The organism is Streptosporangium sp. NBC_01810, from assembly GCF_035917355.1.
Lineage (GTDB): Bacteria > Actinomycetota > Actinomycetes > Streptosporangiales > Streptosporangiaceae > Streptosporangium.
In genome coordinates this window covers 3,528,330-3,552,539 of record NZ_CP109070.1, presented here as the reverse complement: position 1 = coordinate 3,552,539, position 24,210 = coordinate 3,528,330, and the positions used below count along the sequence as shown (strand labels likewise).

Annotated in this window: 11 protein-coding genes; 6 read left to right on the top strand and 5 right to left on the bottom strand. The window is 67.9% G+C overall.

The annotated features are described in order from the left end of the window. Positions 1 to 34: 34 nt before the first annotated feature. Entirely contained in the window at positions 35 to 1,015 is a 981-nt protein-coding gene (gene whiA / locus OIE13_RS15930) for a DNA-binding protein WhiA (protein WP_030905033.1), read from the top strand. Positions 1,016 to 1,251: 236 nt separating this feature from the next. Here the strand turns inward: whiA and OIE13_RS15925 are convergent, their stop codons facing one another. Continuing rightward, positions 1,252 to 1,398 (bottom strand): hypothetical protein, encoded by a 147-nt coding sequence (locus tag OIE13_RS15925; protein WP_326638925.1) that lies wholly within the window; start codon positions 1,396 to 1,398, stop codon positions 1,252 to 1,254. A gap of 421 nt (positions 1,399 to 1,819) precedes the next feature. On the opposite strand from OIE13_RS15925, the gene gap reads away from it, so the two are divergent. From gap to OIE13_RS15900, 5 genes are all read left to right on the top strand, one after another. After that, positions 1,820 to 2,824: a type I glyceraldehyde-3-phosphate dehydrogenase gene (gap, locus tag OIE13_RS15920; protein ID WP_326638927.1), complete on the top strand. Its 1,005-nt coding sequence runs from the start codon at positions 1,820 to 1,822 to the stop codon at positions 2,822 to 2,824. After that, entirely contained in the window at positions 2,824 to 4,011 is a 1,188-nt protein-coding gene (locus tag OIE13_RS15915; RefSeq protein WP_326638929.1) for a phosphoglycerate kinase, read from the top strand. The genes gap and OIE13_RS15915 overlap by 1 nt, the downstream gene beginning before the upstream one ends. Positions 4,012 to 4,018: 7 nt before the next feature. Further along, positions 4,019 to 4,804 (top strand): triose-phosphate isomerase, encoded by a 786-nt coding sequence (gene tpiA / locus OIE13_RS15910; RefSeq protein WP_326830179.1) that lies wholly within the window; start codon positions 4,019 to 4,021, stop codon positions 4,802 to 4,804. A gap of 132 nt (positions 4,805 to 4,936) precedes the next feature. Continuing rightward, positions 4,937 to 5,167, top strand: a complete 231-nt coding sequence (gene secG / locus OIE13_RS15905; protein ID WP_326638932.1) for a preprotein translocase subunit SecG — start codon at positions 4,937 to 4,939, stop codon at positions 5,165 to 5,167. A 77-nt stretch (positions 5,168 to 5,244) separates the two neighbouring features. Continuing rightward, positions 5,245 to 5,592: an RNA polymerase-binding protein RbpA gene (locus OIE13_RS15900; protein WP_012892502.1), complete on the top strand. Its 348-nt coding sequence runs from the start codon at positions 5,245 to 5,247 to the stop codon at positions 5,590 to 5,592. A gap of 167 nt (positions 5,593 to 5,759) precedes the next feature. Here the strand turns inward: OIE13_RS15900 and OIE13_RS15895 are convergent, their stop codons facing one another. The 4 genes from OIE13_RS15895 to OIE13_RS15880 form a co-directional block, all read right to left on the bottom strand. Beyond that, on the bottom strand, positions 5,760 to 15,047 hold the full coding sequence (locus OIE13_RS15895) for a neuraminidase-like domain-containing protein (protein ID WP_326638941.1): 9,288 nt from the start codon (positions 15,045 to 15,047) through the stop codon (positions 5,760 to 5,762). 18 nt (positions 15,048 to 15,065) lie between these two features. Next, positions 15,066 to 22,115, bottom strand: a complete 7,050-nt coding sequence (locus OIE13_RS15890; protein WP_326638943.1) for a SpvB/TcaC N-terminal domain-containing protein — start codon at positions 22,113 to 22,115, stop codon at positions 15,066 to 15,068. 403 nt (positions 22,116 to 22,518) lie between these two features. Then, positions 22,519 to 23,136, bottom strand: a complete 618-nt coding sequence (gene dhaL / locus OIE13_RS15885; protein ID WP_326638946.1) for a dihydroxyacetone kinase subunit DhaL — start codon at positions 23,134 to 23,136, stop codon at positions 22,519 to 22,521. 18 nt (positions 23,137 to 23,154) lie between these two features. Continuing rightward, entirely contained in the window at positions 23,155 to 24,153 is a 999-nt protein-coding gene (locus OIE13_RS15880) for a dihydroxyacetone kinase subunit DhaK (protein ID WP_326638948.1), read from the bottom strand. Positions 24,154 to 24,210: the final 57 nt, after the last annotated feature.

Below are 24,210 nucleotides of genomic sequence, written 5' to 3'. Positions count from 1 at the left end.
CGCATGGGGTCTGTATGGGGGAGGACGAACGCGCATGGCGATGACAGGTGTGGTCAAGGACGAGCTGAGCAGGCTGACGGTCCTGAAGCCTTGCTGCCGTAAGGCCGAGGTGTCGACGCTGCTGCGGTTCGCGAGCGGGTTGCACCTGGTGAGCGGCCGGATCGTGATCGAGGCCGAGCTTGACACCAATGTCACCGCCCGGCGGCTTATCAAAGACATCGGTGAAGTTTTCGGGCACAAGGCGGAGGTGCTCGTGCTGGCCCCGGCAGGGTTGCGCAAGGGGTCGCGCTACCTCGTGCGGGTCTACCGCGACGGGGAGGCGCTGGCCCGCCAGACCGGCTTGATCGACAACCACGGGCGCCCTGTCCGTGGCCTGCCCCGCCAGGTCGTCGCCGGGGCGGCCTGCGATGCCGAGGCGGCCTGGCGGGGGGCGTTCCTGGCGCACGGCTCGCTCACCGAGCCTGGGCGCTCGATGTCGCTGGAGGTCACCTGCCCGGGGCCCGAGGCGGCGCTCGCGCTGGTCGGGTCGGCGCGGCGGCTGAAGATCCACGCCAAGGCCCGTGAGGTGCGCGGCGTCGACCGGGTGGTGGTCCGTGACGGCGACGCCATCGGCGCGCTGCTGACCAGGCTGGGCGCCCACGACAGCGTGCTGGCCTGGGAGGAGCGGCGGATGCGCCGCGAGGTCCGGGCGACGGCCAACAGGCTGGCCAACTTCGACGACGCCAACCTGCGCCGCTCGGCCCGCGCCGCGGTCGCCGCCGGAGCCAGGGTCCAGCGGGCGCTGGAGATCCTCGGGGAGGAGGCCCCCGAGCACCTGGTGATCGCCGGCCGCCTGCGGGTGGAGCACAAGCAGGCGTCCCTGGAGGAGCTCGGCCAGCTCGCCGACCCGCCCCTGACCAAGGACGCCATCGCCGGTCGCATCCGCCGTCTGCTGGCCATGGCCGACAAGCGCGCTCAGGACATCGGCATCCCCAACACCGAGGCCAACCTCACCGTCGACATGCTGGCCCCCTAGAGAGCCGGTCAAGTAACCGCACAGAGCGTTGATCAACACCAGATGCGGCCAGGCCGACCTGTTGCGACCCGCGGTTTACCCGAAGGCCGGACACCGCTTGGTCCTTACTTGACCGGTGCTCTAGAAGGGGCCGGTGACAGTCCGGCTCAGGGCTGCTTCCTGGGGGTGAAGTAGTCCACTGACAGTCCGGCTCAGGGCTGCTTCCTGGGGGTGAAGTAGTCCACTGACAGTCCGGCTCAGGGCTGCTTCCTGGGGACGAAGTAGTCCACGCGGTCGGCCTCGTCCGACTGCGGGACGGACGAGGCGGCGTGGGCTTCGCGGGCGGCCTTGACTCTTCTGCTCACGAAGCCGAAGCCCGCGTAGGCGGCGATCGCCCAGAACAACAGTGACTTGGGGGCGCGCCTGAGATCCTCGGGGAAGGCGCTGAGAATCCGGGGCAGGGCCGAGCCGTAGTCGTCGCCCGAGGCTCGTACCCGCTGAAGCCGATGAGCGCGCCGTAGGCCGCGGCACCGACCAGGGCGGCACCGAGCCCGGTAAAAATACCTGGTAGAAGCCCATTTGCCAGATGCGGATCGTTATCTGCCGTGGCAGCTCCTCAAGGGACCGAAGGGGGTTTACGGTGACGAGTCGGGCACTTTACTTGAATGGTGCGATACCTGTTCATGGGGTAAGGAATAACGGACCTCCCCCCTCCGGTGGTCTACACCAATTTAGGTCCGATAAGGTTCGTGGTTGAGGTTTCAGCCCGCCCCAAGTCGCCGGTCCCGATGGACCGGCGCATCGACGTACGAGGAGATCGGCACCGTGACCATCCGCGTAGGCGTCAACGGATTCGGCCGCATCGGCCGCAACTTCTGGCGCGCGGTCGCTGCCAGCGGCAAGGACATCGAGATCGTGGCGGTCAACGACCTGACCGACAACGCCACGCTCGCCCACCTGCTGAAGTACGACAGCATTCTGGGCCGCCTGCCGTACGAGGTGAAGAGCACCGCCGACGAGATCATCGTGGACGGCAAGACCATCAAGGCCTTCGCCGAGCGCGACCCCGCCAAGCTGCCCTGGGGCGACCTGGGCGTGGACGTCGTGGTGGAGTCGACCGGCTTCTTCACCGACGCCAACAAGGCCCGCGTGCACGCCGAGAACGGCGCCAAGAAGGTCATCATCTCGGCTCCGGCCAAGAACGAGGACGTCACCGTCGTGATGGGCGTCAACCACGACAAGTACGACCCGGCCAAGCACACGGTCATCTCCAACGCCTCCTGCACCACCAACTGCCTGGCGCCGATGGCCAAGGTCCTCAACGACACCTTCGGTATCGAGAAGGGTCTGATGACCACCATCCACGCCTACACGCAGGACCAGAACCTGCAGGACGCCCCGCACAGCGACCTGCGCCGCGCCCGCGCCGCCGCGATCAACATCGTGCCGACCTCGACCGGTGCGGCCAAGGCCATCGGCCTGGTGCTGCCCGAGCTCAAGGGCAAGCTCGACGGCTTCGCACTGCGCGTGCCGATCCCCACCGGCTCGGCCACCGACCTCACCGTCGAGGTCGGCCGCGACACCACGGTCGAGGAGGTCAACGCCGCGATCAAGGCCGCGGCCGAGGGCGAGCTCAAGGGCTACCTCACCTACACCGAGGACCCGATCGTCTCCTCCGACATCGTCACCGACCCCTCGTCCTGCATCTTCGACTCCGCCCTCACCAAGGTGATCGGCAACCAGGTCAAGGTCGTCGGCTGGTACGACAACGAGTGGGGCTACTCCAACCGTCTCGTGGACCTCATCGAGCTGGTCGGCGCCGACCTCTGATGAAGGACATCTCCGAGTTCGACGTGGACGGTCGGCGCGTCCTGGTACGCGCCGACCTCAACGTCCCCCTGGCGGGGGACGTCATCACCGACGACGGCCGCATCCGCGCCTCGGTGCCGACGATCGAGGAACTCGCCCGCAGGGGCGCCCGCGTGATCGTCGTCGCGCACCTGGGGCGCCCCAAGGGCAAGCCGAACCCGGAATACTCCCTGGCCCCCGTCGCAAGGCGGCTGGGTGAGCTCCTGGGCGCGGATGTCGCCTTCGCGACCGACGTGGTCGGGAAGTCGGCCCAGGACGTCGTGGAGGCGCTTCAGGACGGCCAGGTGGCCCTGCTGGAGAACCTGCGCTTCGAGCCCGGCGAGGAGTCCAAGGACGACGCCGAGCGGGCCGAGTTCGCGGCCAGGCTGGCCGCCCTCGCCGACCTCTACGTGGGCGACGGCTTCGGCGCGGTGCACCGCAGGCACGCCAGCGTCTACGACGTGCCCGCTCTGCTGCCGCACGCCGCGGGCCGGCTGGTCCTGGCCGAGGTCGAGGTGCTCAGGAAACTGACCGAGACCACCGAGCGGCCGTACGTCGTGGTGCTGGGCGGCGCGAAGGTCTCCGACAAGCTCGGGGTCATCGGCAACCTGCTCACCAAGGTCGACAGGCTTCTCATCGGCGGCGGCATGGCCTACACCTTCCTGAAGGCCCAGGGGTACGAGGTGGGCGGGTCGCTGCTTCAGGAGGACCAGCTCGACCAGGTGCGGGGCTTCCTGAACGAGGCGGCCAAGCGCGGCGTGCAGCTCATCCTGCCGGTCGACGTGCTGGCGGCCACCGAGTTCGCCGAGGACGCCGAGTACGAGGTGGTCGACGCCACCGCGATCCCGGCCGACCGCCAGGGCCTCGACATCGGCCCGCGCACCCGCGAGCTGTTCGCGGGCAAGCTGGCCGACGCCGAGACCGTGTTCTGGAACGGCCCGATGGGCGTCTTCGAGTTCGAGGCGTTCTCCGGCGGAACCCGTGCGGTCGCCGAGGCGTTGATCGGTTCGAAGGCCTTCACGGTCGTCGGCGGGGGAGACTCGGCCGCCGCCGTGCGCAGGCTCGGCCTGCCCGAGGACGGGTTCTCGCACATCTCCACCGGTGGCGGGGCCAGCCTGGAATACCTGGAGGGCAAGACCCTCCCCGGACTCGTGGCGCTGGAGAGGTAGAAGTAAGATGAGCACAGTTCGCAAGCCGCTCATGGCCGGCAACTGGAAGATGAACCTCAACCACCTTGAGGCCATCGCCCACACCCAGAAGCTCGCCTTCGCGCTGGGTGACAAGGACTTCGACAGGGTCGACGTGGCCGTGCTGCCGCCCTTCACCGACCTGCGCAGTGTGCAGACCCTGGTGGACGGTGACAAGCTGCGGATCCTCTACGGTTCCCAGGACCTGTCGCAGCACGACGGCGGCGCCTACACCGGCGAGATCTCCGGGGCCATGCTCGCCAAGCTCGGTTGCACCTTCGCCACGATCGGGCACTCCGAGCGCCGCCAGTACCACCGCGAGGACGACGACGTCGTCAACGCCAAGGTGCAGGCGGCCTACCGGCACTCGCTCACCCCCATCCTGTGCGTGGGGGAGGGGCTGCCGGTGCGCCAGGCGGGCGGCCAGGTGGCCTTCAGCGTCGCGCAGCTCGAAGGGGCGCTTCGCAAGGTCACCACCGAGCAGGTCGCCTCCATCGTGCTCGCCTACGAGCCGGTATGGGCGATCGGCACCGGCGAGGTGGCCACCCCTGACGACGCGCAGGAGGTCTGCGGGGCGCTCCGGGAGCGACTCGCCGAGCTGTACGACGCCGAAGTGGCCGCTGGGGTCCGTATCCTTTACGGTGGGTCGGTCAAGTCTGACAACATCGCGGGCATCATGGCACAGCCCGATGTCGACGGTGCCCTGGTCGGTGGCGCGAGCCTCGACGCCGGGGAATTTGTCAAGATTTGCCGTCTTGGCGAATTGTCGAGTTGACTGGTCCATTCGGGGGGCGTGATTTGACAACACGTCATACCCTCTTAGAGCAGGTTTGAATCGTCACGCCTCTGGCGTACACAAGGGTCGTGCCCGGACGCGGGACACGCGCACATAGGGAACAGGTCAACGGTGACAATCGGAATCTCCATCGCCCTCATCCTGTCGAGCTTGCTGATGATGCTGCTCGTCCTGCTCCACAAGGGCAAGGGCGGCGGTCTCTCGGATCTGTTCGGTGGCGGTTTCTCGTCGTCGTTCGGAGGCTCCTCCGTGGTGGAGCGCAACCTTGACAGGCTCACCGTCATCACCGGTGTGGTCTGGTTCATCTGCATCATCGCGCTGGGCCTGCTCCTGAGGCCCTGACCTGGCTTCGACAGGCGTGACAGTGGTTCAGTCCCCGCATCCCCAAGCGGCGGGGCCATCGAGCGAGGAGTTCATCCGTGGGTAGTGGCAACGCGATCCGTGGCAGCCGTGTCGGTGCCGGCCCGATGGGGGAGGCGGAGCGTGGCGAGGCGGCCCCCCGCGTGCGGGTCCCTTTCTGGTGCGCGAACATGCATGAGACGCGCCCCAGTTTCGCCAGCGACGCGGCCGTTCCCGAGTTCTGGGACTGCCCCCGGTGTGGTCTCCCCGCAGGTCAGGACGAGGCCAACCCGCCCGCGCCGCCGCGTAACGAGCCTTACAAGACGCACCTCGCGTATGTGAAGGAGCGTCGCAGCGACAAGGACGGTGCGCAGATCCTGGCTGAGGCCCTGGAGCGGCTGCGCTCCTCCTCGCGCCCGATCTACTAGCCGCTCGGTCACAGCACGACCCCGGAAGGCCCCCGTGGAACTCATCCGCGGGGGCCTTCCGCATGCCCGGCGGCTCACCGAACGGTCGGTCTCGGAACACAGGCGCAGGTGACCGTCCGAGATCGTCGATCCGGACAGACCCGCTGTGGCGCCGGCGCGGGTGTCTGTCAGGCGGGCCACTCGGGGGTCCGCCCGCTGTAAGTGATGACGAGCAAGATATCTTTGACCTGTTCCTGCTGGAAGAGGGCGGTCACCGGTTCCTCGTTCGGAAGCGCAAGCTCCCATATGCCGGTGGGGGTTCGGCCGACCATGCCGGACCAGCTTCCGGCATTGCCGCGGCGAGTGCTGACGATCCCCTCGACCGACACGGCGCCACCGCCCACAGGTCCTGCCGCGTCGCTGTCGGTGAAGCGCAGATGGGTCACCGGTATCTCGTCGGTCACGCCGTCGGCACGGGCGAAGTACAGCGCGATCTGCTGGATCCTGAGCTCGTCGATGTTAGGTGGGAAGTCATCGCGCGCGGTGGCGAAACGCACGACCATCGGTGTGCTGCTCAGCTCGGGGTTGTTGAGGTCGTACCACTGATCGCTGAGTTCGTGGCGGAAGCTGAACGGGCGGTCGGCGCTGAACGTGCGGTTGATCGTCGACAGCACGCGCTGCCGATGGTCACTGCTGTCCAGGGCGGTGTATTCGATGGTGAGCAGGACATCCGCGATGGAGCGGTAGTCGAACCGGTTGGCCGCTCGCGGCATACGCAGTTCCCAGGTGGTCTCGACACCGATGCCCTCGAAGGGATTGCGTAGGGCGCTCTGTGCTTCCAGTTCGAAGAGCCCGGTGGCGTCGCGGGGGGAGGTCAGCGCGATGGAATCAGGGCCCTGCTGGAGGGTGACGGTCTGGAAGGCCGGGGGCCCGAGGACGACACGGGAGGAACGACTCGAGGTGAGGGTGGCGTGTATCCCGTCGACCGCGGGGACGAGCGCGATCACAGAGAGTCGCACGCGGTGGACGAGACACAGGTAGTGTCCGGGGAAATCCTGGTCGAACAGGGTGAGGGGAGTCGCGAAGAGCAGTACTCCCGTGTTGAGGAAGCGCTGGAACTCTGCGGGAGCCAGGCGGCTGAGTGAGATCGTCTTGGTGAGTTGGAGTTTGCGGACGGCGGTTTCGAGGGCGTACTGGTCCAGGCGGGTGATGTCGGCTGCCAGCCGGAGTGAACCGGTGATACCCCGCCGATCTGGACCGTCTCCCGGGCTCACTGCGGTGCCGGTGTCGTGCGAGGGCTCCCAATAGTCGGCCTGGATCACCGGTGGCGGGGTCTCCTGGCGTTCGAAGGCCAGTTGTTCGGCCGCGAGTTGAGCCGTGGCGGTGGCCTGTTGGAGGAAGTAGCGGTAAACGCCTTCCAGCGTTCGGCCGAGCCAGTCGTAGAACTCGACGTTGGTGAACTTGGTGGCGAGGAACTCGGCGGTGGCCTCGGCGTGCTCGGTGTGCAGCTCCGCGATTACGCGTTCCTGGCCGAGCACACGCACGTGGTCCTCGGCCAGACGGATCTGCTGTTCGCCGATGCGCACGTCCTGCATGGCAAGCGTGCGCTGGAACGCCCAATCCTGGGCTCGCCGTTCATAGCTGGCCAGCGTGGACAGGATGGAGGCGGTGGTGCTGCTGCTCGCGGCGAGTGAGGACAGGCCGCCGGCGACGGCCCCGGCGCTCCCCTGCGGGCTGTAAGCGATCGACACCCCGGACGGGAAGCCGGCGGATATGGATGCCGGTAGCGCCGCCGCGACGAAACTCGTGATCGACGAGGCGAGTTGTAGCGCGGCCGTGGTGTACAGCAGACCGAGACTTGCCTGCTCCAGGCCGGTGACCCCCTCCTCCAGCAGGCTGTCGAAGTGATCGGCCTGGAGCTGCGCACGCTGTTGCTGCAACTCGGCCAGCCGGACCCCGTCCTGTGCCTCCCCGACCCGCAGGTCCTGCAAGGTGACCCCGGCCCTGGCCATGGCGATGTCCTGCCGGGCCTTGAGCAGGTTGTACGCCTCGGCGTCACGCTTTTCGACAGCCGCCAGCAGCGCCGACTCGACCTGCTGGGCCTGTGCGACGAGCTGTTTGGCCCGCTCGACAAGGGTCGCGTAGCGGTACGGTGTCGGAGTCCGCGGGCGAACCGATGGAAGAACGAGCTGACCTCCCGCACCGATGGCGGGCAACCCGCCGACGGCATCCGTGGGAGCGGCGTAGGGCTCAAGCCTGCGCAGCGCGCCGGAGATGTTCCGGCAGTTACGCAGCTTGTAGAGATTCAGCTCGGCGTGCAGACGCAATGCCCGTAGGACCGGATTGGGTGGTACGCAGAACCGGAACGAAGGCGCGGGCACGAGCACAGATATCAGATATCGGCTGGAGATATCTCTCTTGACCTTGGCCAACGGGCTGCCGCGTAGGACTGTGCCGATGAGCCGCTCATACGTCGATGACGTCGCCACGGCGTCGTCCACCGGCACCGTCGTCAGCGGAGCCGCCAGCCAGGGCAGTTCCTCCTGTTCGAGCGCCGCCGCATCCTTGCCGGTGGCCTGCTCGACGGCCTGCCGGTAGGCACTCGCTGCGGCTTCCGCCGTGCGGCGTGCGGCCGGCTCAAGCTCCGGCACGGCCAGCAGGGCGAGCTGGAGCCGCGCGTGATCGACGGCCTTGCCGTCCAGCACCTGTCCCAGATCGAGGGCGGAGGGCATCGCGGCCTTCGCGGTGTTCACGGCGTCCATGGCGGCGGAGACGCGTTCCGCGAGCGTCCCCGCCCCCGACATGGCGGTGCGAACATCCGAGACCGCTCTGCGCAGGATCTTCATGTCACCGATGGAGGACAGTTCCCGGCGAATTGTGATCCACACGGTCTCCCACTCGGCTTCCCCGACCTCGATGTCGAGAGTGCCGACAAGCTCGTCGCATGCTCCTGGCGCCTGCCGGAGCTCCGGGGCGTCAAGCAATTCCAGCACTGTCATGTACAGGGTGCGGGCTCGGGGAATCGACTCGGAGGTGTCTCGGGTGAATTCCGCGTCCGCGAACTCCAGCAGGCAACGGATGATCGACAGCAACGTGAAGCGGGTGGCCGTGCCGGCTCGGACCCCGGCGATCGCGTGGGGGTCGAGCGGGTCCAGCAGCCAGTCGTCGGCTCGGCCGTAGACGGCCGACAGCGACTCCTCCCGAACGAGACCGGGATAGATCTTCCGCTGTCCGGAGGGCGCTGTGAAGTCGTACACCGTGCGGAACCAGTCGAGCGCCGAGACGTGCTGACCGTGTCGCTGCAGTTCCTGGGCAAGCAGGATCGGGATGTGATACCAGGCCTCCTGTAGGTATGTCAGGATCGAAGCGGAATGTCCGGTAGTGGCGTCGAACACCGACGACATCGTGGCGGCACGCAATCGCAGCTCTTCGCTGGAAAGCCGTTCCGTGAGATGGAAAGGCCCCGCTACGGCCGGGTTGACGGTGACGGGCGCCTGCTCGGCCAGCGTATCGCCGCCGCGTTCGAGGCGGACGAGGGTGATCCCGGCCTGTCCTAGCTTCTTCTGCCGAGCGTGCAGGCGGCCCGGGTTGCCGCCCGCCGCGGGAGCGATGCGCGGTGCCCCGGTCGCGTACCCGAATTCGGCACCTTTTTCGCGGTAGCCGCGGTTGGGGAACGGAACCGGGGCCCGAACGCTCGCGGCGTCCTCCCCCCTGGGATAACCGAAAATCCGCAGGATGACCTGGCTGAGTGACTGCTTGGCGAACTCCCGGACGAGATCGTCAGCGTGCTTCCAGGCGCGCCAGGCGGGTTTGTCGAGCCGTGCCTCCACCGCCTGTACGTAGACCCTGGCGCGTTCCCGGTAGTAGCTGCCGAACAGCGTGCCGAGCAGGCCCTGGAACATGCTTGAGGACTGGGGGAGGTTGAGGAACTGCCACAGGGTCAGGCCCTGGAACAGGGATCCGTCGGTGATCACGATGTTGTTCAGTGATACCCCGGGTACCTGTGTCAGCCATAGTTGCAGGTCGCTGAGCCGCCAAATGCCGATGCCCAGATCAGGTGTCGACCCGGCGCTGATCCGGACGCCGGCTGTCGCGGATCCCTGCTGAAGGAACAGGAAGAGATCTCCGTTCGGCCAGGGGACCGCCCCGGCGAAGCGCCCGGATCCGCCGGACCGCCACCGGCCGTCGTCGCCGCGCCCATACAGCCGGTACCAGACGGTGTTGCCGTACTGCTGCAGCCTGCCGGACTCGACGATCAAGTAGAACTGGTCCGGGCTGGTTTCGATCATCGCGCTGATCGCGCGGAACTCACGCCCGCGGCTTGGCGTGACCAGCAGTCTCCAGTCGTCCTCGGCCCAGCCACCGAGGTCCAGGTCGAGGCGGTGACTCCACACCGACCCGTCGGGCACCCGCATGACCAGCCGGGGTGGCAGGGAGTCGTCGGTGCTCTGCGCGACCACGGCGGTGAAGTAGACCGCTTCCTGTCCGTCGTCCCGGTCGCACAGGTCCAAGGGCACCGCGTCCGACCACGTCCCCGAGGACAGGTCGAGCTTGACCAGCTTCAGCGCCTGCCTCGCGTTGTCCTGGACCCGCGCGAACAGGCAGACGAAGCGCTGGTCCGGCCCGACTCGCGCCGGGGCCGCGCCGACCAGGTCGATCACATGGTCGAGGCCCTCGACCTTTCGCCAGAACGTCTGCGCGTCACCGTCGGGCGCGGCCGGGTCGTAGACCGACCAGTACACCGCGCCGGTCTTGCCGCCCCGGGCGAACAGGTGCGTCATGCGCCGGTCGTCACCGTCCACCGGTTCCCGGCCGACCGCCCGTAACGCCGTCACGGCATGGCAGATCGGGCCGAGCCGCAGCGTGCACACGTCCTGGAAATAGCCCGCGTACGCCGACGCGGCCTCGCGTGCCATCGGCGGTGTCAGACGGCGGCCCGCCCGAAGCTGGGTGACGATCTCCCGGAAGGCGGGGGTCTGACGGCGTCGCAGGGTGGGAATGAGGACGTTCTCCGGGTACATGTGCACGAACATGGCCGCCCGCCAGGCGGCGTAAGAACCGATCCACCTCCATTCCTGGTCGAAATCGTCGGCGACCGGCAGCAGGCCGGGGTAGGTGTCACGGAGCTGACCTGTTCGCAGCCCGAACAGCATCCCCTGCAGGGTCTCGATCGCCTGGGCGACGCGTGTGGTCTTCTGACAGCCCGCGACGGCGGCGTCGATCAGCAGCCGGTCGGTGACGGCCTTGGCCTTGCTCGACAGATCGTTACCGGGCAGGTCGGAGGCGAGGACGAGCGCATCACGCAACCGCGGCAGGGTGGCCTCCTCCACGGCGTCGACGACACGCGAGAACCCCCTGCGGGCGGACAGCTCCTGGTCGACGCGGGCGCCGAGGACGGCTTCCCAGGCGCGGCGGTTCGCCTGGGACGACAGCCACGCGGGCAGCTCGGGTGTGCCGGAGCGGATCACGAAATGATCGGGGCCGACGAACAGGCCGGCTGCCTGTTCCCGCGCACGCCATTCGGCGCGGCGGCGAAGCTTCCCCACCTGGGCGAGGATCGCGTCCACCCCGGCCCATTCGGCATCCAGGACGGGCAACCCGGCGAGCACCAGATCGCGGACCCGCAGGAGATGGGCCAGGCTGCCGGGGGTCAGGTCCAGCTGGGCGAGCCGCGTCCCCACCGCACCACCGCTTTGCCGTTCGGCGGCCAGCGCGACCAGCTCGTCCAAGGGAACGCCGACCGCACGGAGTACCGCGTCGGAGAGCCCCGTCATGGGGTCGGCGGCTCCTTCCCGCACTGTTCTCAGGCCGCTCAACTCGCTGTCCACCCACGTACGGCGTGCCCGCCAGATGTCGTACGGCAGCTGCCCGGCACGTGGGTCACGCAGATCGGCAGGTCCGATCAGGTCAGGGTCGACGGAGGGGGGCCGGGTCCGGGTGCGCAGGGCGCGTTCCCAGTCGGCGCGGGACTGAGCGGTGGCTCGCCACGGCGGCAGCTTGGCCTTGCGCGTCTGCCAGGGCTGTAGACCGGCCGCCGTCTCGGCCGCCGTCCAGCCGGGTAACTCACGCCTGTCCTTCTGGGCGCGGGTGAGCAACGCGACCGCCTCATTCCACTCGGCCGCCGTCGGTCGCTGCGCGGGCGTCGCCGACAGGGCCTTGGCTCTGATCAGCATCAGCCGGCCGAAGTTCTGCACGGTCAGGTGCAGATCTTGGACGACGTTCCGCTCGGCGGCGGCGACCACGGCGGGGTCGGGACTGCCGAGCCGGTTCTGCAGGGCGTCGAGGTCGTGCGGGAGGGGATCGCCCGGGTCGGGATCACCGAGCGCGTGGCTCAGCATGGCGTCGATCCCACCCGTCTCCCGGGCGCCCAGCAGTTCTTCGGCGATCTCCTCAAGGCGGGTGCCGCGCTGCCGCCACAGCGCTCGCGCCTTCCGGCCTGCCGTGACGTCGGGCAGATCGTCGATCGCCACCACGGTGGGGTCGACCATCGGAAGCCCCGCGGGAGGGATGGGCGGCCACTGCCCCTCCTCCGGCGGGCGCGCGGCCGGCCAGAAGTCCATGCCACCGAGCCGGATCGCGACCGCCTGTTCCTCGTCGCACCAGGCCGTCGCCAATGCCGTCTTCCGCGCCTGTACCAGGATGGACCGCACGTCGCCGCACAGCTCCTCCGTCACCGGCGTTTCCCGCTGGTCGGTGCCGTTGAGCGCGTCCTGTGCGTAGATCTGTGCGAGCCTGGTGAACGCCTCGGGGGGCAGACGTAGATCAGTGGCGATGCGCCGACGGGCCGCCGCCGCGTCGGCGGGCCGGGCCAGGGCGCGCAGCAGAGCGGGGAAGTCACCCGGCAGAGTGGTCGCCGCCCATGGGACGACACCGATGTCCCCGCCCGCGGCCGGATAGCCGACCTGCTGGTACATCGCCGCCAGCATGGCGGCCAGGTCGGGGACCTGCTGTCCACGTCTGTCCGTGGTCATCGCCAGAAAGGCGGCCAGTTGATCCGTCACCCATGTGTGGCGCCGCAGCCATAGGTCGAACGCACCGTCCTGTGCCGCGACTCCCGCCTTGGCCTGCGGGGAGCGGAAGTCGTCAGGGCCGACGACGTCGGGATCCACGACCGGCGTGTCCTCAGGAAGATCGGCAGGCCACTCTTCCGCCTGCCACAGCACACGCAGGTGGGCCAACTGCCAGACGAGCAGTTCGGGATCGGGGCGGGCGACGAGAGGATCGCGGGTGGTATCGGCCAGACCGAACAGCCGTTCAAGGACCTCTTCGGTAAGCGCGTTGGCGGTGCCTGGAGCGGCGGCGGGGTCGCGGAGCAGCCGGTCGAGGGCATCCGGCCGCGGACCCGTCAAGGTGATGCCCAGCCGATCGGCCAGCGCCGCGCGACGCGCGGATTCAGCGGTGCGGGCCAGGCGGATCTCTTCGAAGCTCGACCCCCATCTGCTCAGCAGCTCCTGGTAGGCGGCCAGCCTCCAAGCGCGTTCCGCGCCGTCCAGCACCGCGCGGCTTCCAGGGGCCGGCGGGTGGGCGGCCAGGTAGGCCCGCATCACCTCGACGCAGATCCGGGCCTGCCGTACCTCCTCATCGGCGGCAGCGCAGTCAGCGGGCAGCCGTGCGAAGGGCTGCAGGAACGTGTCCGCCAAGTAGTCGCGAGTGATGGGCTTGCCGTCGAGTTCGACGTGCGCCAGGACATAGTCGAGGAGGTCGGCCAGGTAGGCCAGTGGGCCGACAGCGGTCTCGCAGTCCCGGCAGCCACAGGCGGCCTTCTCCGCCGCATGGGACGCGGCCGTCTGAGCGACGGCCGTCAGCCGGCTCGACTGCCCGCCCGCCACCGTGCCGAGGAGATCAAGGACCACGTTGCCGGAGAAGCCCGTCCAGGCCTTGGCCGCGGCATGCAGCTGCACCGCTTTGAAGGAGCCCATGATCTCGGCGGAGGCCTGGACGAAGCCGGTCCTCGACGCCGCGGCGATACTCGCAGGCCCGGTGTAGCCCTTTTCGATCAGAACGGCGTTCACCTTCATGTCCGGCGAGATCGCATGTAGCGAGGCGTGCGCGTCGAGGAGTGACACCGACGAATCCCCCTCAGGCACCGGAAGGCCGGCGAGTAGCCCCAGTCCGCCTGCTCGGCGGATATCCGCCAGACCGTGCACGTCCCTGTTCGCGAGATCATCCAGCAGGCCGTCAGGCAGATCGATGTGGAGCGTGCCCGCCAGATCCGCGAGGGGGACATCCGGCCGGACCTCTTCCGGTACGGCCACCCTCACGTCGAGCGCGACCTCCTGCACCACCGGGAAGGAGATCTCCGCCGCGTACCGCTCGACTCCGTCAAGGTCGGTGACATACAACGCCAGCCGACGGGTGGCGCCAGGCGCGTCACCCAGCCCGGGGGGCGCGTTGTAGGTGAAGGCGAACACGCCGCGGTTCCCGCTCGTGTCCCGCCCGAGATCACGAGGTGGTGACGCGTCCAGGTCATGGGCCTGTACGGCGAAGCCGGCCAGACCGGCATCCGACCGTTCGCCGACCAGCCGTCCCACCGCCTGGTAGGCGGCCAGCCGCTCCTGCTCGGTCACCTTCGGTGTCGCCTGCGACCGCCGCAGGATGTCGATGATCTCATCGAGGCGGTGTCGCAGTTCCTGCGGAACGATACCGCCGGTGATCGCGTTCTCCAGCGCCGCTCGCAGCTCGCCGAGATCGTGTTTCAGCAAGGACCCCAGCTCGGTGGGCAGGCCCACCCGGCCGAAGCCGTAGCACGCCTCGACCGGAATGCCGGCCTCCCCGGCCATCCCGGCCGCGTGGACGAGCAACTGCACCTGATCTCTGGGGACGCCGGTCTCGCCCACCAGGAACTCCACGTCCTCGGTGGTGAGCTCGGCGGGGTCCACACCGTCCAGCACCGGATCGAGCAGCTCACGCAGTTCCTCGTACTCGGACCGAGGGGCGGCGTCCCGCACACTGATGATCACGTTGAGGACGGCATCGGCGGGCGCGTCGAAGAGGGTCTCGGAGTGGCCGATCTCGTTTCCCCGCTCATCCAGAACGCGGACGACCAGGTCGGCGCTACCCTCCTCGCCCTGGATGAACCGATCGGCCTGGTAGGCGATCCGGTAGTGCCCGCCGTCCGCGGACACCGTCTCCCCGAGCGGTTCCTCTCGGCGTAGATCCCGGTCGGCGGCCCGCACCCGGACCGCGTCGACCGGCTCTCCGGACTCCCGCAGCACCTGCCCCCGGACGATCAGACTTCCCCGTTCGTCGACCGCCGCGTTGATCCGCCGGGCGGTCTCCACGTCGACCCGTCCCGTCACGGTGAGCCCGGCATCGCGCTGGAGCTGCGACACCGCGCTCCGCGTTGACTTCCCGAACTGCTTCTCCGCGATTTCTCCGGAGCCGATGTCGAACCCGAGAAGTTTCAGCTCCTGATGGAGCAGAGCCACATCATCGCCGTGCAGCCCGAATTCCAGCTCTCGCCCTTGCAGATTCATGATGCTCCGTGTCGGTTCTCATCCACGGCCGAATGCGTTGACCTGCGGCAACGGATAATCACCCGCTGGTGACACGCCGCCCATTTGATTGTTCTCAAGCAGATGAATTTTGACGTCAATATGTGCGGATATGTCTTGATATTCCTCATCGGATAGTGGCTCCCACCGATCATTTGTCAGCAGTGAGGCGCCGCCTTTTGCGATGTTATCCGGATGGTTGGTCTGCCAGCCATGGTGGGCCTTGTCCAAAAAGGACTTGATGCCCTTCAGGGAGTCAGGAGTACTGCTTCGGGAGATTAGCTCGTCAATATAGAGGAACTTCCCCTGGTAGGGAGAAGGCCTTCCTGGGCGTGCGGCCTCCAGACCGGACTGATTGCCTTCGATTCCCGCCGTGGCACCCGATGTCGGGCCGCGGATTATTCTGATGGACTTGCTGTACCATTCATTGCGCCAGAATTTCTGCCAGTCCGTATCGAATCTCTTGAAACCCTCTCTGATCTCGGCCCATCTGTTCAATTCCCCGATGATATCGAGAGCGGCGCCGATCCTGATTCCTCTCCTGCTTCCCATCGACGGTAAGGCCGGACCCGGTGAAGCGCCGATCGGCAAGCCGCCGGAGTTTATGAAGTCGCCTGGAAGTTCGGGCCCGTATATGGGGATTCCAGGAGAGGTGGATCCACCGGATCGCCGCGCTGCAGGTGAGGGTGGAGCGCTTCCGGCAGGCTTGGGTAAGGCGTTCAGGTGTTGTTCGAGATTTTGCTTCTCAGATTTTTGCTGGCCGTTGTCAACTCGACCCTCGGCCCAGCGGATCACGCGAGACCTGGAGCGATCTACGTCTGTTTCCCCCCGCCCATCTTCGTCGATATTCCTGAGCGTGTTCGCATTGACGAACTGGTAGAGATTCAAGTGGTCTGCTGGACCTGAAGGATCTGGAGAGACCCACCTCCCGAGCCACGGGGCGTAGTAGCGGGCGCCGTGATAATTGAGGCCGTTTTCCAGGTCGCGCTCCTTGCCGGTGAAGCGGTAGCGCTTGCGGAAGAAGCCGCCGAAGCTGGTCTCGCCCCAGGGGGTGTACTCCTCCCGGTTGATCCACTGACCGGTGTCATCCACGACCACGTTGCCGCTGCCGAGATGGTCACCCAGGTGATACGTGGTCGCCGGGGTGTGGTCGCCCGCGGGGGCGGGGCCGAGGCGGACGATCGCGATCCGGTGGCGGCCGTCCATGACATGAACGAGCGTGTGCTCGTCGGTCAGCTGACCGGCCCGGAGTGTGCCGTGGTGTTCGAAGGCGGTGCCCGCGTACGTGGTGGTCCGCACGGTGCCGCCCTGCTCACGGACGATCTTCTTCACCCGGCGCCCGGCGCTGTCGTACAGGTAGTGGGCGTACGGTGTGGGCTCGCCGGTGCCGTCCTGGTTGCGGAAGGAGCGCAAGCGGTCGGCATGGTCCCATTCCAGACACCGGGAGAGCGTCTCGCCGACGAGGTTCCCGGCCGCGTCGTAGGCGTAGTCGGTGGTCGTCTGGCCTGAGCTGACGGTGCGGAGGCGGTTGTCGTCCGGCTGGTCGGGATCGGTGCCGGTGAGCTGGAATCGCCGGACGAAGGTGGTCACTCCCTGCTGGGGCAGACCTGCTCGATGACGGAGCTCACGTAGGTTGCCCGCGGCGTCGTACCGGTAGCTCTCCAGGTAAGGACGGGTGGCGGTCGGATCGATGCCTCTGGGCGTGTCGAGCCACGGTTCAGGAGCGCCGGGCAGGGCCGCCTCCCGGCCGCTGGCCGTGCTGAGCCGGTAGATGGGTTCGTAGGTGAAGTCCCGGTTCAGCCAGTTCTGTGCGTTGATGCCGCCGAGAGCAGGCCGGCCGGGGACGCCGCTGCCCGGCGTACGGTCGCGGAGTCGCAGCAGATTACCCGCCAGGTCGTAGGAGTAGCTCAGGTCCTGTAAGGGGGCTCCGGCCGGGTGATGGTCACCGTCGGTGAGAACCGTGAACGGCTCACTGCGCAGCCGGGAGAGCCGGAAGGTGACGGGGTCGTAGGCGCAGCGGGTCATCAGGTCGTTGCCGTAGGCGATCAGGACCCGCTGCCCCCTGGCGTTGTGGGCGATGCGCCTGACGAGCGTGGCCCCGTTGAGCTCCAGCCCTTCCAACGCTCCGGCCCGGTTGTAGGCGTGGGTCAGCTCGGCGGCCGGGCCGGCGGCTCCTCGCTCGTGCCGGATCACGCGGGGACGGTTCAGCGCGTCGAAGGTCGTCGTGGTGCGCAGCGCGGCATCCTCGGGATCGAGAAGTGCCGCCGCGTGCTGGGCGAGGGTGTTGCCCGGCGGTGGCTCCCAGTCCATCCGCCAGGTGCTGACCCGCCAGTCGGCCGGTGGCGGGTCGAAGACCGTCAGGATGGTGCTGTCGGCCACCGGGCGGCGGGTTTCGGTGACGCGATTTCCCTTGAAGTCATAGGCGGCGACGGTTACCAGGCCCGCCTCGTCGTAGTGCCGGTGCACCCGGCCCAGCAGGTGCGAGGAGGCGGCGTCATCAAGACCGGTGTCGACGGCGTCCCCATACATCACCAGCTCGCGTAAGGTGACGGGCTCGGGGGTGGCGTCACGTGCCCACATCCGCACTCGTCGCTGTCGTACGTCGTAGGCGTACAGGGTCAGGGGGCCTTTGTTCCCGTCGGCGACCGACTCCTCGATGACGTTCCCGGCCGCGTCGAGAACCCGGTGACGCTGCCCGGAGTCGAGACCGTCCATGCGTAATCGGTGTCCGGCCAGGTCGTGGATCTGGGTCAGCGCCGTGCGGCCGAGTGGATCGACGAGAGCCACCAGGTCGCCCCTCAGGTCATAGACGGAACGGGTGACCAGCCAGTCGGCCGGGTCGGTTCCGTTGCGCTCCACCACCTCGACGGTGCGGCCGAGCGCGTCGATCACCTGACTGGCCGGCGTGTCGTGGTGGTCGGCGTAGGCGTTCGCGGCGACGGGATGGGTGCGCCCGGCGTTGTCGTTCGGATCGTAGGTCCAGGTTTCCCACGGCGTCGGGGCGGAACGTTCCGGCGTGGCGAGGTCGTGCGGCACGCCGTGAACGATCAGCGTCTCCGATCCGTCCGGGTGGCGTGTCCGCACCGGTCTGCCCAGCGGGTCGTAGTGAATCGCGATCTTCTGGCCGTTCTCCGCGTCGCCAGGCGGAGCGAAGTCCTGACCGGCGGAGAAGAACGGTTCGTAGCGTTCGATCTCCCGGCCCTTGTTGTCATAGACACGCCAGCCGCTGACGACGACGCGGTCCGACACCGTCCGGGCCACGGCATCGGCGTTGGACCCCTGATCGGCGGGGAGTCCCGAGTCGCCGAACGGGGAGTCGCCGAAGGTGTCATCCTCCGCCTGAACGCGCGACTGCACGATGCGGTCGAACCCGTCGGAGAACTCGATCGTTTCGATCGTCTGGTCTCGTTCGGTGGGCGATACGGATGGATCGGCGATGTGATGGACCCGTTTCACCGTGCGTGCTGATATCGGAAGGCCACGCTCGGCGAACGCGAGATGATCGTAAACGAACCGGGTGCCGGGTTGTTCCGGGGTGTCGCCCGCGTTCTCATCCGGTCGCCCGAGGGCGGCCACGCTCTCCAGGAGTCCAAGCGGGGTGTAGGCGTACCGGGTGCGCTCGCCGTTGGGGCCGGTGATCTCTTCGGGCTGCAGTGTCCGATGATCGTATTCGGCGGTCGTGACGAGGTTCGTCCCACCGGTCTCCTCGATCACCTCGGTGATGAGCAGGGAGAACTCATGGCCGCAACGGATCTCGCCACCCAGCGGATCGCGAGTGGCCGTGACGAGCCCGCGTCCGGCGGGATCGTCGTGGACGTCGAGACGGCGGCGCTCGACAGCGCTGAACCAGCCCCGTTCGGCGGTTCCGCCGGGCTCGAACCTGAGACCCGCCTGGGCGGGCAGCGAGTCGCGGAACGCCTGCGGATACTCGGCGGTCCATGCCACCGCCGTGCCGTCGGTCAGATAGGGCGGAGAGTCCGTTCCGTATGCGGCCTTCCAGCGTTTCGGGGTGAGAACCAGCCTTTCTGTACGGACCAAGGCGCCATGATCACCCAGCTCGCCGAGGTCCCGGCCGTGGAATGCCGGCCCGTCGTAATGGTTCAGTGTCTGGGCGAGCACCTCGCCCAGCGCGGATCCCTCCCCGGCCGCGGCGAGCAGTTCGGACAGGGCGGGGCCGCCGTCGTTGGCGACCTCGTATGTCGTCGTCTTGGCCACCCGGTTGGTGATGTAGCGTTCGTCGTCATCCCGCACCGCGTAGGTGGTGATGGTGTGGGTGGCCAGGTAGGGCGCGCTCGCAGCCGCGGCGACGCGAAAGTCCCTTCCCCTCGGCACCGCGACCGACGTCAGCGCGCGAGGCTGCCCGTACGCGTCGTGGTCACCGTTGAAACGAAACCGGTGCAGAGGATCATCGCCGCGCTCCCACTGGGTGGCCCGTTCCGCCGAGGTCCAGGGGAAGAACACCCGTGACCGCCATCGCTCGGGTGCGGTGGGCAGGGGCACGCCACCCGGTAGCGGGCCGACCTCATGAACCTGCTCGGTTACGGTGTACGGCCGGATCGCACGGGCTGTTCCGTCGAGGGCGTACAGCTCGGTGCGCACGACCCGTCCGCGCAGCGCCCGCAACGCGTCCCGCCGGGCATCCGGCGTGAGACCTGCCAGGAAACGAGTGACCCCGGCGGGGCGTGCCGGCGCCTGGGGGTCCTCCGGCCAGAACTCGGCACGATGGTCGGCTTCCGTCCAACCGCCGTGCCCGTCGCCGACCGCCCCCTGGTGGAACCAGACGCGAGTCTCCGTCGGGGGAGACAAGCCGTATTTCGGCGCGGAGAAAGTCTGAGTGTCGCGCTGGTCGACGCGGCCGAATCCACGGAACTCACGCTCGACCCCATCCCAGTATCCGTGGTGGTAGCCGTACTCGGTCGTCAGTCTGCCACCGGAGATCGCGTCAACCGACTCCACCTGGGCCACCACCTGGACGGGGAAAGGCAGCGGTGTGCGCCAGCGCGTCGCCGGACGACGCTCGTCTTCGAGATAGAAGCGGGTGGAGGGGGCATAACCGATACGTGTGACGGCGCCGGTGCGGTCGTCGATCTCCTCAAGCAGGTACGGCTTGACGCCCCCGATGAGATCCAGGAACCACGCCCGGGTACGGCTCGCCCCCGCGTCCATGGTCCACAGAACGCCCCGCACGCCTGTACCGAGCAGGTCGGTCAGCCGCACGGCGGTCATGTCGGTGACAGGTGGAGTGCCGGGGATCTCTATGGGATCGCCCCATCGATTACCTGACTGGTTGATCCAGACGGTGACCGACGTGTCACCGACCAGCACGAGGTCATCCAGGCCGTCCCCGTCGACGTCGCCGAGAAGTATCCGGCGAACATCGACCCGGTCGGGTAGATCGAGTTCGCCCCGCATCGTGATGCGCCGTCCCCAGGAGCCACGGCCCCGTGCGGGCCAGTACGACACGGAGCCGCTGCCGATCAGCACGATGTCCTGAAGCCCGTCGCCCGTCATGTCGGCCAGCTTCACGCGCTGATCCGAGAAACTGACATCGGGGAACTCCGCTGCCCCGCCTCGCTCGACCTGGGTGGTCTGCCACCAGCCTCGGCGTGGATCGTTGAAGAAGCATTCCATTCTCGCGCCGGAGCGGACGGCATCGGTGACCCCGTCGCCGTCCAGGTCCACCAGCCGTACCTCGGGATCTTCCAGGTCGAAGCTTGGCGCAGCCTGGTAGGCCTGAAATGATCGCCGATCCCACAGCCCGCCGAGGGACATGGGGTGGTACCCGCTCTGAGCACCGGCTGTCACCAGCAGGTCCGCGCGCCCGTCACCGTCCGCGTCAAGGAGCTGCACACCCCGGTCCGCCAGGCTGAGCCCGGCAGGAATGTCGGCCGTCTTCCGAGACGGCGCGAACCGCCCGTTCCCGAGATTGCGCCACCAGCGGGCGACCCCGTCCAATTCCAGGATGTCGGGAAGCCCGTTGCCCGTCAGATCCACAAGCTCGAACTCGGGCCGGGCCAGCGAACCAAGCGGCAGATCCGATCCGGAGACCGTGAGCAGAGCCCGCCGGTCAGGCTGGAATCGGGTGTAGCCGAAGGTCATCGGGGCAAGCGTCTCGGTCTCGTCGCCGTTGTGGCCGCGAACGGTGATCCGCGACAGCAGGGACACCCCGTTCGGCGTCGTGTCGTCGAGGTAGCCGAGCTCGTACGATCGCCCCAGGATGTCCTGCCCTGTAGCGGGGTGGGTGTGCACCTCGATGCGCGTGCAACGCCGTGCGGTCCGGATCTCGAAACCGGCGCGATAGTCCGAGAACATGTCAGGTCGCGGTTCGTAAACGAACCTGATGCCGACAAGGAAGAGCGGATCATCCTTGTCACCGTGGTCCGCGTAGCGGATTTCCTTCAGATAAAGCTGGTCCCAGCGGCGGGAACCCTCTCGTTGAACGGGATCGGTCTCGTACACGTACTCGATCCGGTTACCGAACGGATCCGTCGTACGGGTCAGCCGCCAGGCAAAGGTTCTGTGTTGCCGATCAGGATCGGCAATGGTCGCGAGGTCGCGCCAGTCGGCCTCGGCATCCTCAGGACGGCGACTTCCATATCTGCTGATCAGGCCGTCGCCGGTATGGACATCCCAATAGTCGTCCGTCTTATCGTGAATGTGTTCGATCCGTGCGAACAACCCTTCGGTTCTGGGCCTGTATCGAATGGCGGAGCCGGTCGACCCGACTGGAACCAGATCCTCGGCACCGGAAAGCAGGAATGTGTCCCTGGAGTCGTCATAGGTGGGAACACCACGGGAAGTCTTGCGCGTCACTCCCGGAACGGAAAGCGACCAGCCGAGCCCGAACGGGCCGTTCCCGGTGCCCGAACCGTACGCCAGTCTCAGGTCTGGCCACAGTCCATTGCGTCCTGGCGGAACGGTGATGGGAACTGTGAAATTCCCGGTTCCGGTATACAGGTCGGGAGTGAACTTCTCGCCGATCCCACGCAGGGCCCCGCCACCCTTCGGCGGGGAAATAATTTGCCCTACGGCGCTTGACCGATCGCCCACGAGTCCACCTCTTGAGGCTCAATCAGGAATAATTTATCGCGGCAGCTGAATCAAGAGTCGGACAGGACGTCCAGGATGAGGGGCGATATCAGTGGTCGACAGATTATCTGCATGATTCAGCACGGTGAGTACTATCCAGCTGGATACAGGTCCTGACCAGGTGGGCGTCGAGAGCCGTTCCTGTCGGCCACGCGTTTCCGGCCGGGTGTACAGCCGCCGGTAGTTCGTTGAATCAAGATGACCTGGCGAGACGCAAGCCATGACCTTGCGACGGAACTCCGGGGGCGGCTCCCGGGCACGCTGACCTCGCTTGAGGATTCAGGCACGCGAGTCGACCAAAGTGACTCCACGAAAGCCGGGGAAATCGGTGCCGCGCTTCCCCTGCGGAGTGGAGGCGGGCAGGTCAGCCCGCGGCCTCGAAGAACAGGGCGACCGCGACGGCTCCGGGATCGGGAGCTCCCAGGGCGGCCTCGCCGACGTAGCTGGCCCGGCCCCGGCGGGCGATGATCGAGGAGGTGGAGTCGGCTCCGGCACGGGCCGCCTCCGCCGCCAGCCGCAGCGCCTCCACGGCGGGGACGTCCTTCCCCGCGGCCTCGGCCAGGGCATCCATCGCCGGGGCCATGGCGTCGACCATCGTCCTGTCGCCCACCGAGGCGGAGCCCAGCCTGCGGACCGTGGCCACCCCGTTCCTGGCGGCGTCGGCGAGCAGGGCCGTGGTGAGGACCGGACTGCCCTGCCCGGCCAGTGCGAACTCGCGGAACCACATGCCGAACAGTGGCCCGCTGGTACCGCCGGAGTGTTCGAGGAAGGCCGTCGAGAGGCTGGAGAACGGCGCCCCGGCGTCGGCGGGGGCGGGGGAGAGCTTCGCCTTGGCCCTGGTGAGCGCGGTGACCATGTTGGTGCCGAAGTCGCCGTCACCGCTGCGGCGGTCCAGCTCGGTCAACTCCTGAACCCGGTCGTCGATCCGGATGATGAATCGCTCGATCCACGACAGTACGGCCTGCGGTTCGAGGTCGCGCATGGCTGTCTCCTTCGAGTGCTACCAGGTGAGGGCCGCGGTACGCGCCGGGTCGTCCCACAGGCCGACGAGCTCCTCGTCGGCGCGGATCAGGGTGACCGAGCAGCCCGCCATGTCGAGGGCGGTGACGTAGGAGCCCACCAGCTGCCGGGCGACCGTCACGCCCCGCGCGTCGAGGAGCCGGGTCACCTGCCGGTAGGCCGTGAGCAGCTCCAGCTGGTGGGTGGCGCCGAGGCCGTTGACGATCACGAAGACCGCGTCGCCCCTGCTCAGGCCGAGATCGTCGGCGACCGGATTCGTCAGCGAGGCCACCAACTCGTCGGCGGGGGCGACGGGGATCTGCCGGATTCCCCGCTCGCCGTGGATGCCGACGCCGAACTCGACCTGGCCGGGGGCGAGATCGAACGAGGGTGCGGACTGGCCGGGGTGGGTGCAGGCCCGCAGGGCCAGGGACATGGTCCGGGCGTTGGCCGCGACGCGGCGGCCGAGCGCGGCCACCGTGGACAGGTCGGCGCCCCGCTCGGCGGCGGCGCCGCAGATCTTCTCGACGGCGACGACGGCCGCGGTGCCCCGCCGCCCCGGGCCGCCCTCGACGGAGGTGTCGGTGGCCAGGTCGTCGTCGACGAGCACGGTCTCCAGCCTGATGCCGGTGGAGATCTCGGCGGCGATGGTGAAGTTCAGCACGTCGCCGGTGTAGTTCTTGACCACGTGCACGACGCCCCGGCCGTTGTCGACCGCCTCGGTGGCGGCCTTGATCTGGATCGCGGTGGGGCTGGCGAAGATCGCTCCCGGCACCGCGGCGTCCAGCATGCCGTACCCGACGAAACCGGTGTGCAGGGGTTCGTGCCCGGAGCCGCCGCCGGACAGCACACCCACCTTGTACGGCCGCCGATCGTCGGTCCTGATGACGAAGCTGGGGTCGCGGTTCCAGCGCAGCCGCCCTCTCTGACTGAGCTCCAGTCCTTCGAGCGCCTCGGTGACGAGCTCCTGCGGGTCGTTGACCAGCTGATGTGCGGCCACCTGGCCCCTCCTTACGTCGCGAACGCTGTGTTCCTACCCGGCTTCACCCCCTTGACG

Coding starts and splice junctions, on each gene's coding strand:
- OIE13_RS15915 (WP_326638929.1), top strand. CDS start 2,824: ATGAAGGACATCTCCGAGTTCGACGTGGACGGTCGGCGCGTCCTGGTA.
- OIE13_RS15895 (WP_326638941.1), bottom strand. CDS start 15,047: ATGAATCTGCAAGGGCGAGAGCTGGAATTCGGGCTGCACGGCGATGAT.
- dhaL (WP_326638946.1), bottom strand. CDS start 23,136: ATGCGCGACCTCGAACCGCAGGCCGTACTGTCGTGGATCGAGCGATTC.
- whiA (WP_030905033.1), top strand. CDS start 35: ATGGCGATGACAGGTGTGGTCAAGGACGAGCTGAGCAGGCTGACGGTC.
- tpiA (WP_326830179.1), top strand. CDS start 4,019: ATGAGCACAGTTCGCAAGCCGCTCATGGCCGGCAACTGGAAGATGAAC.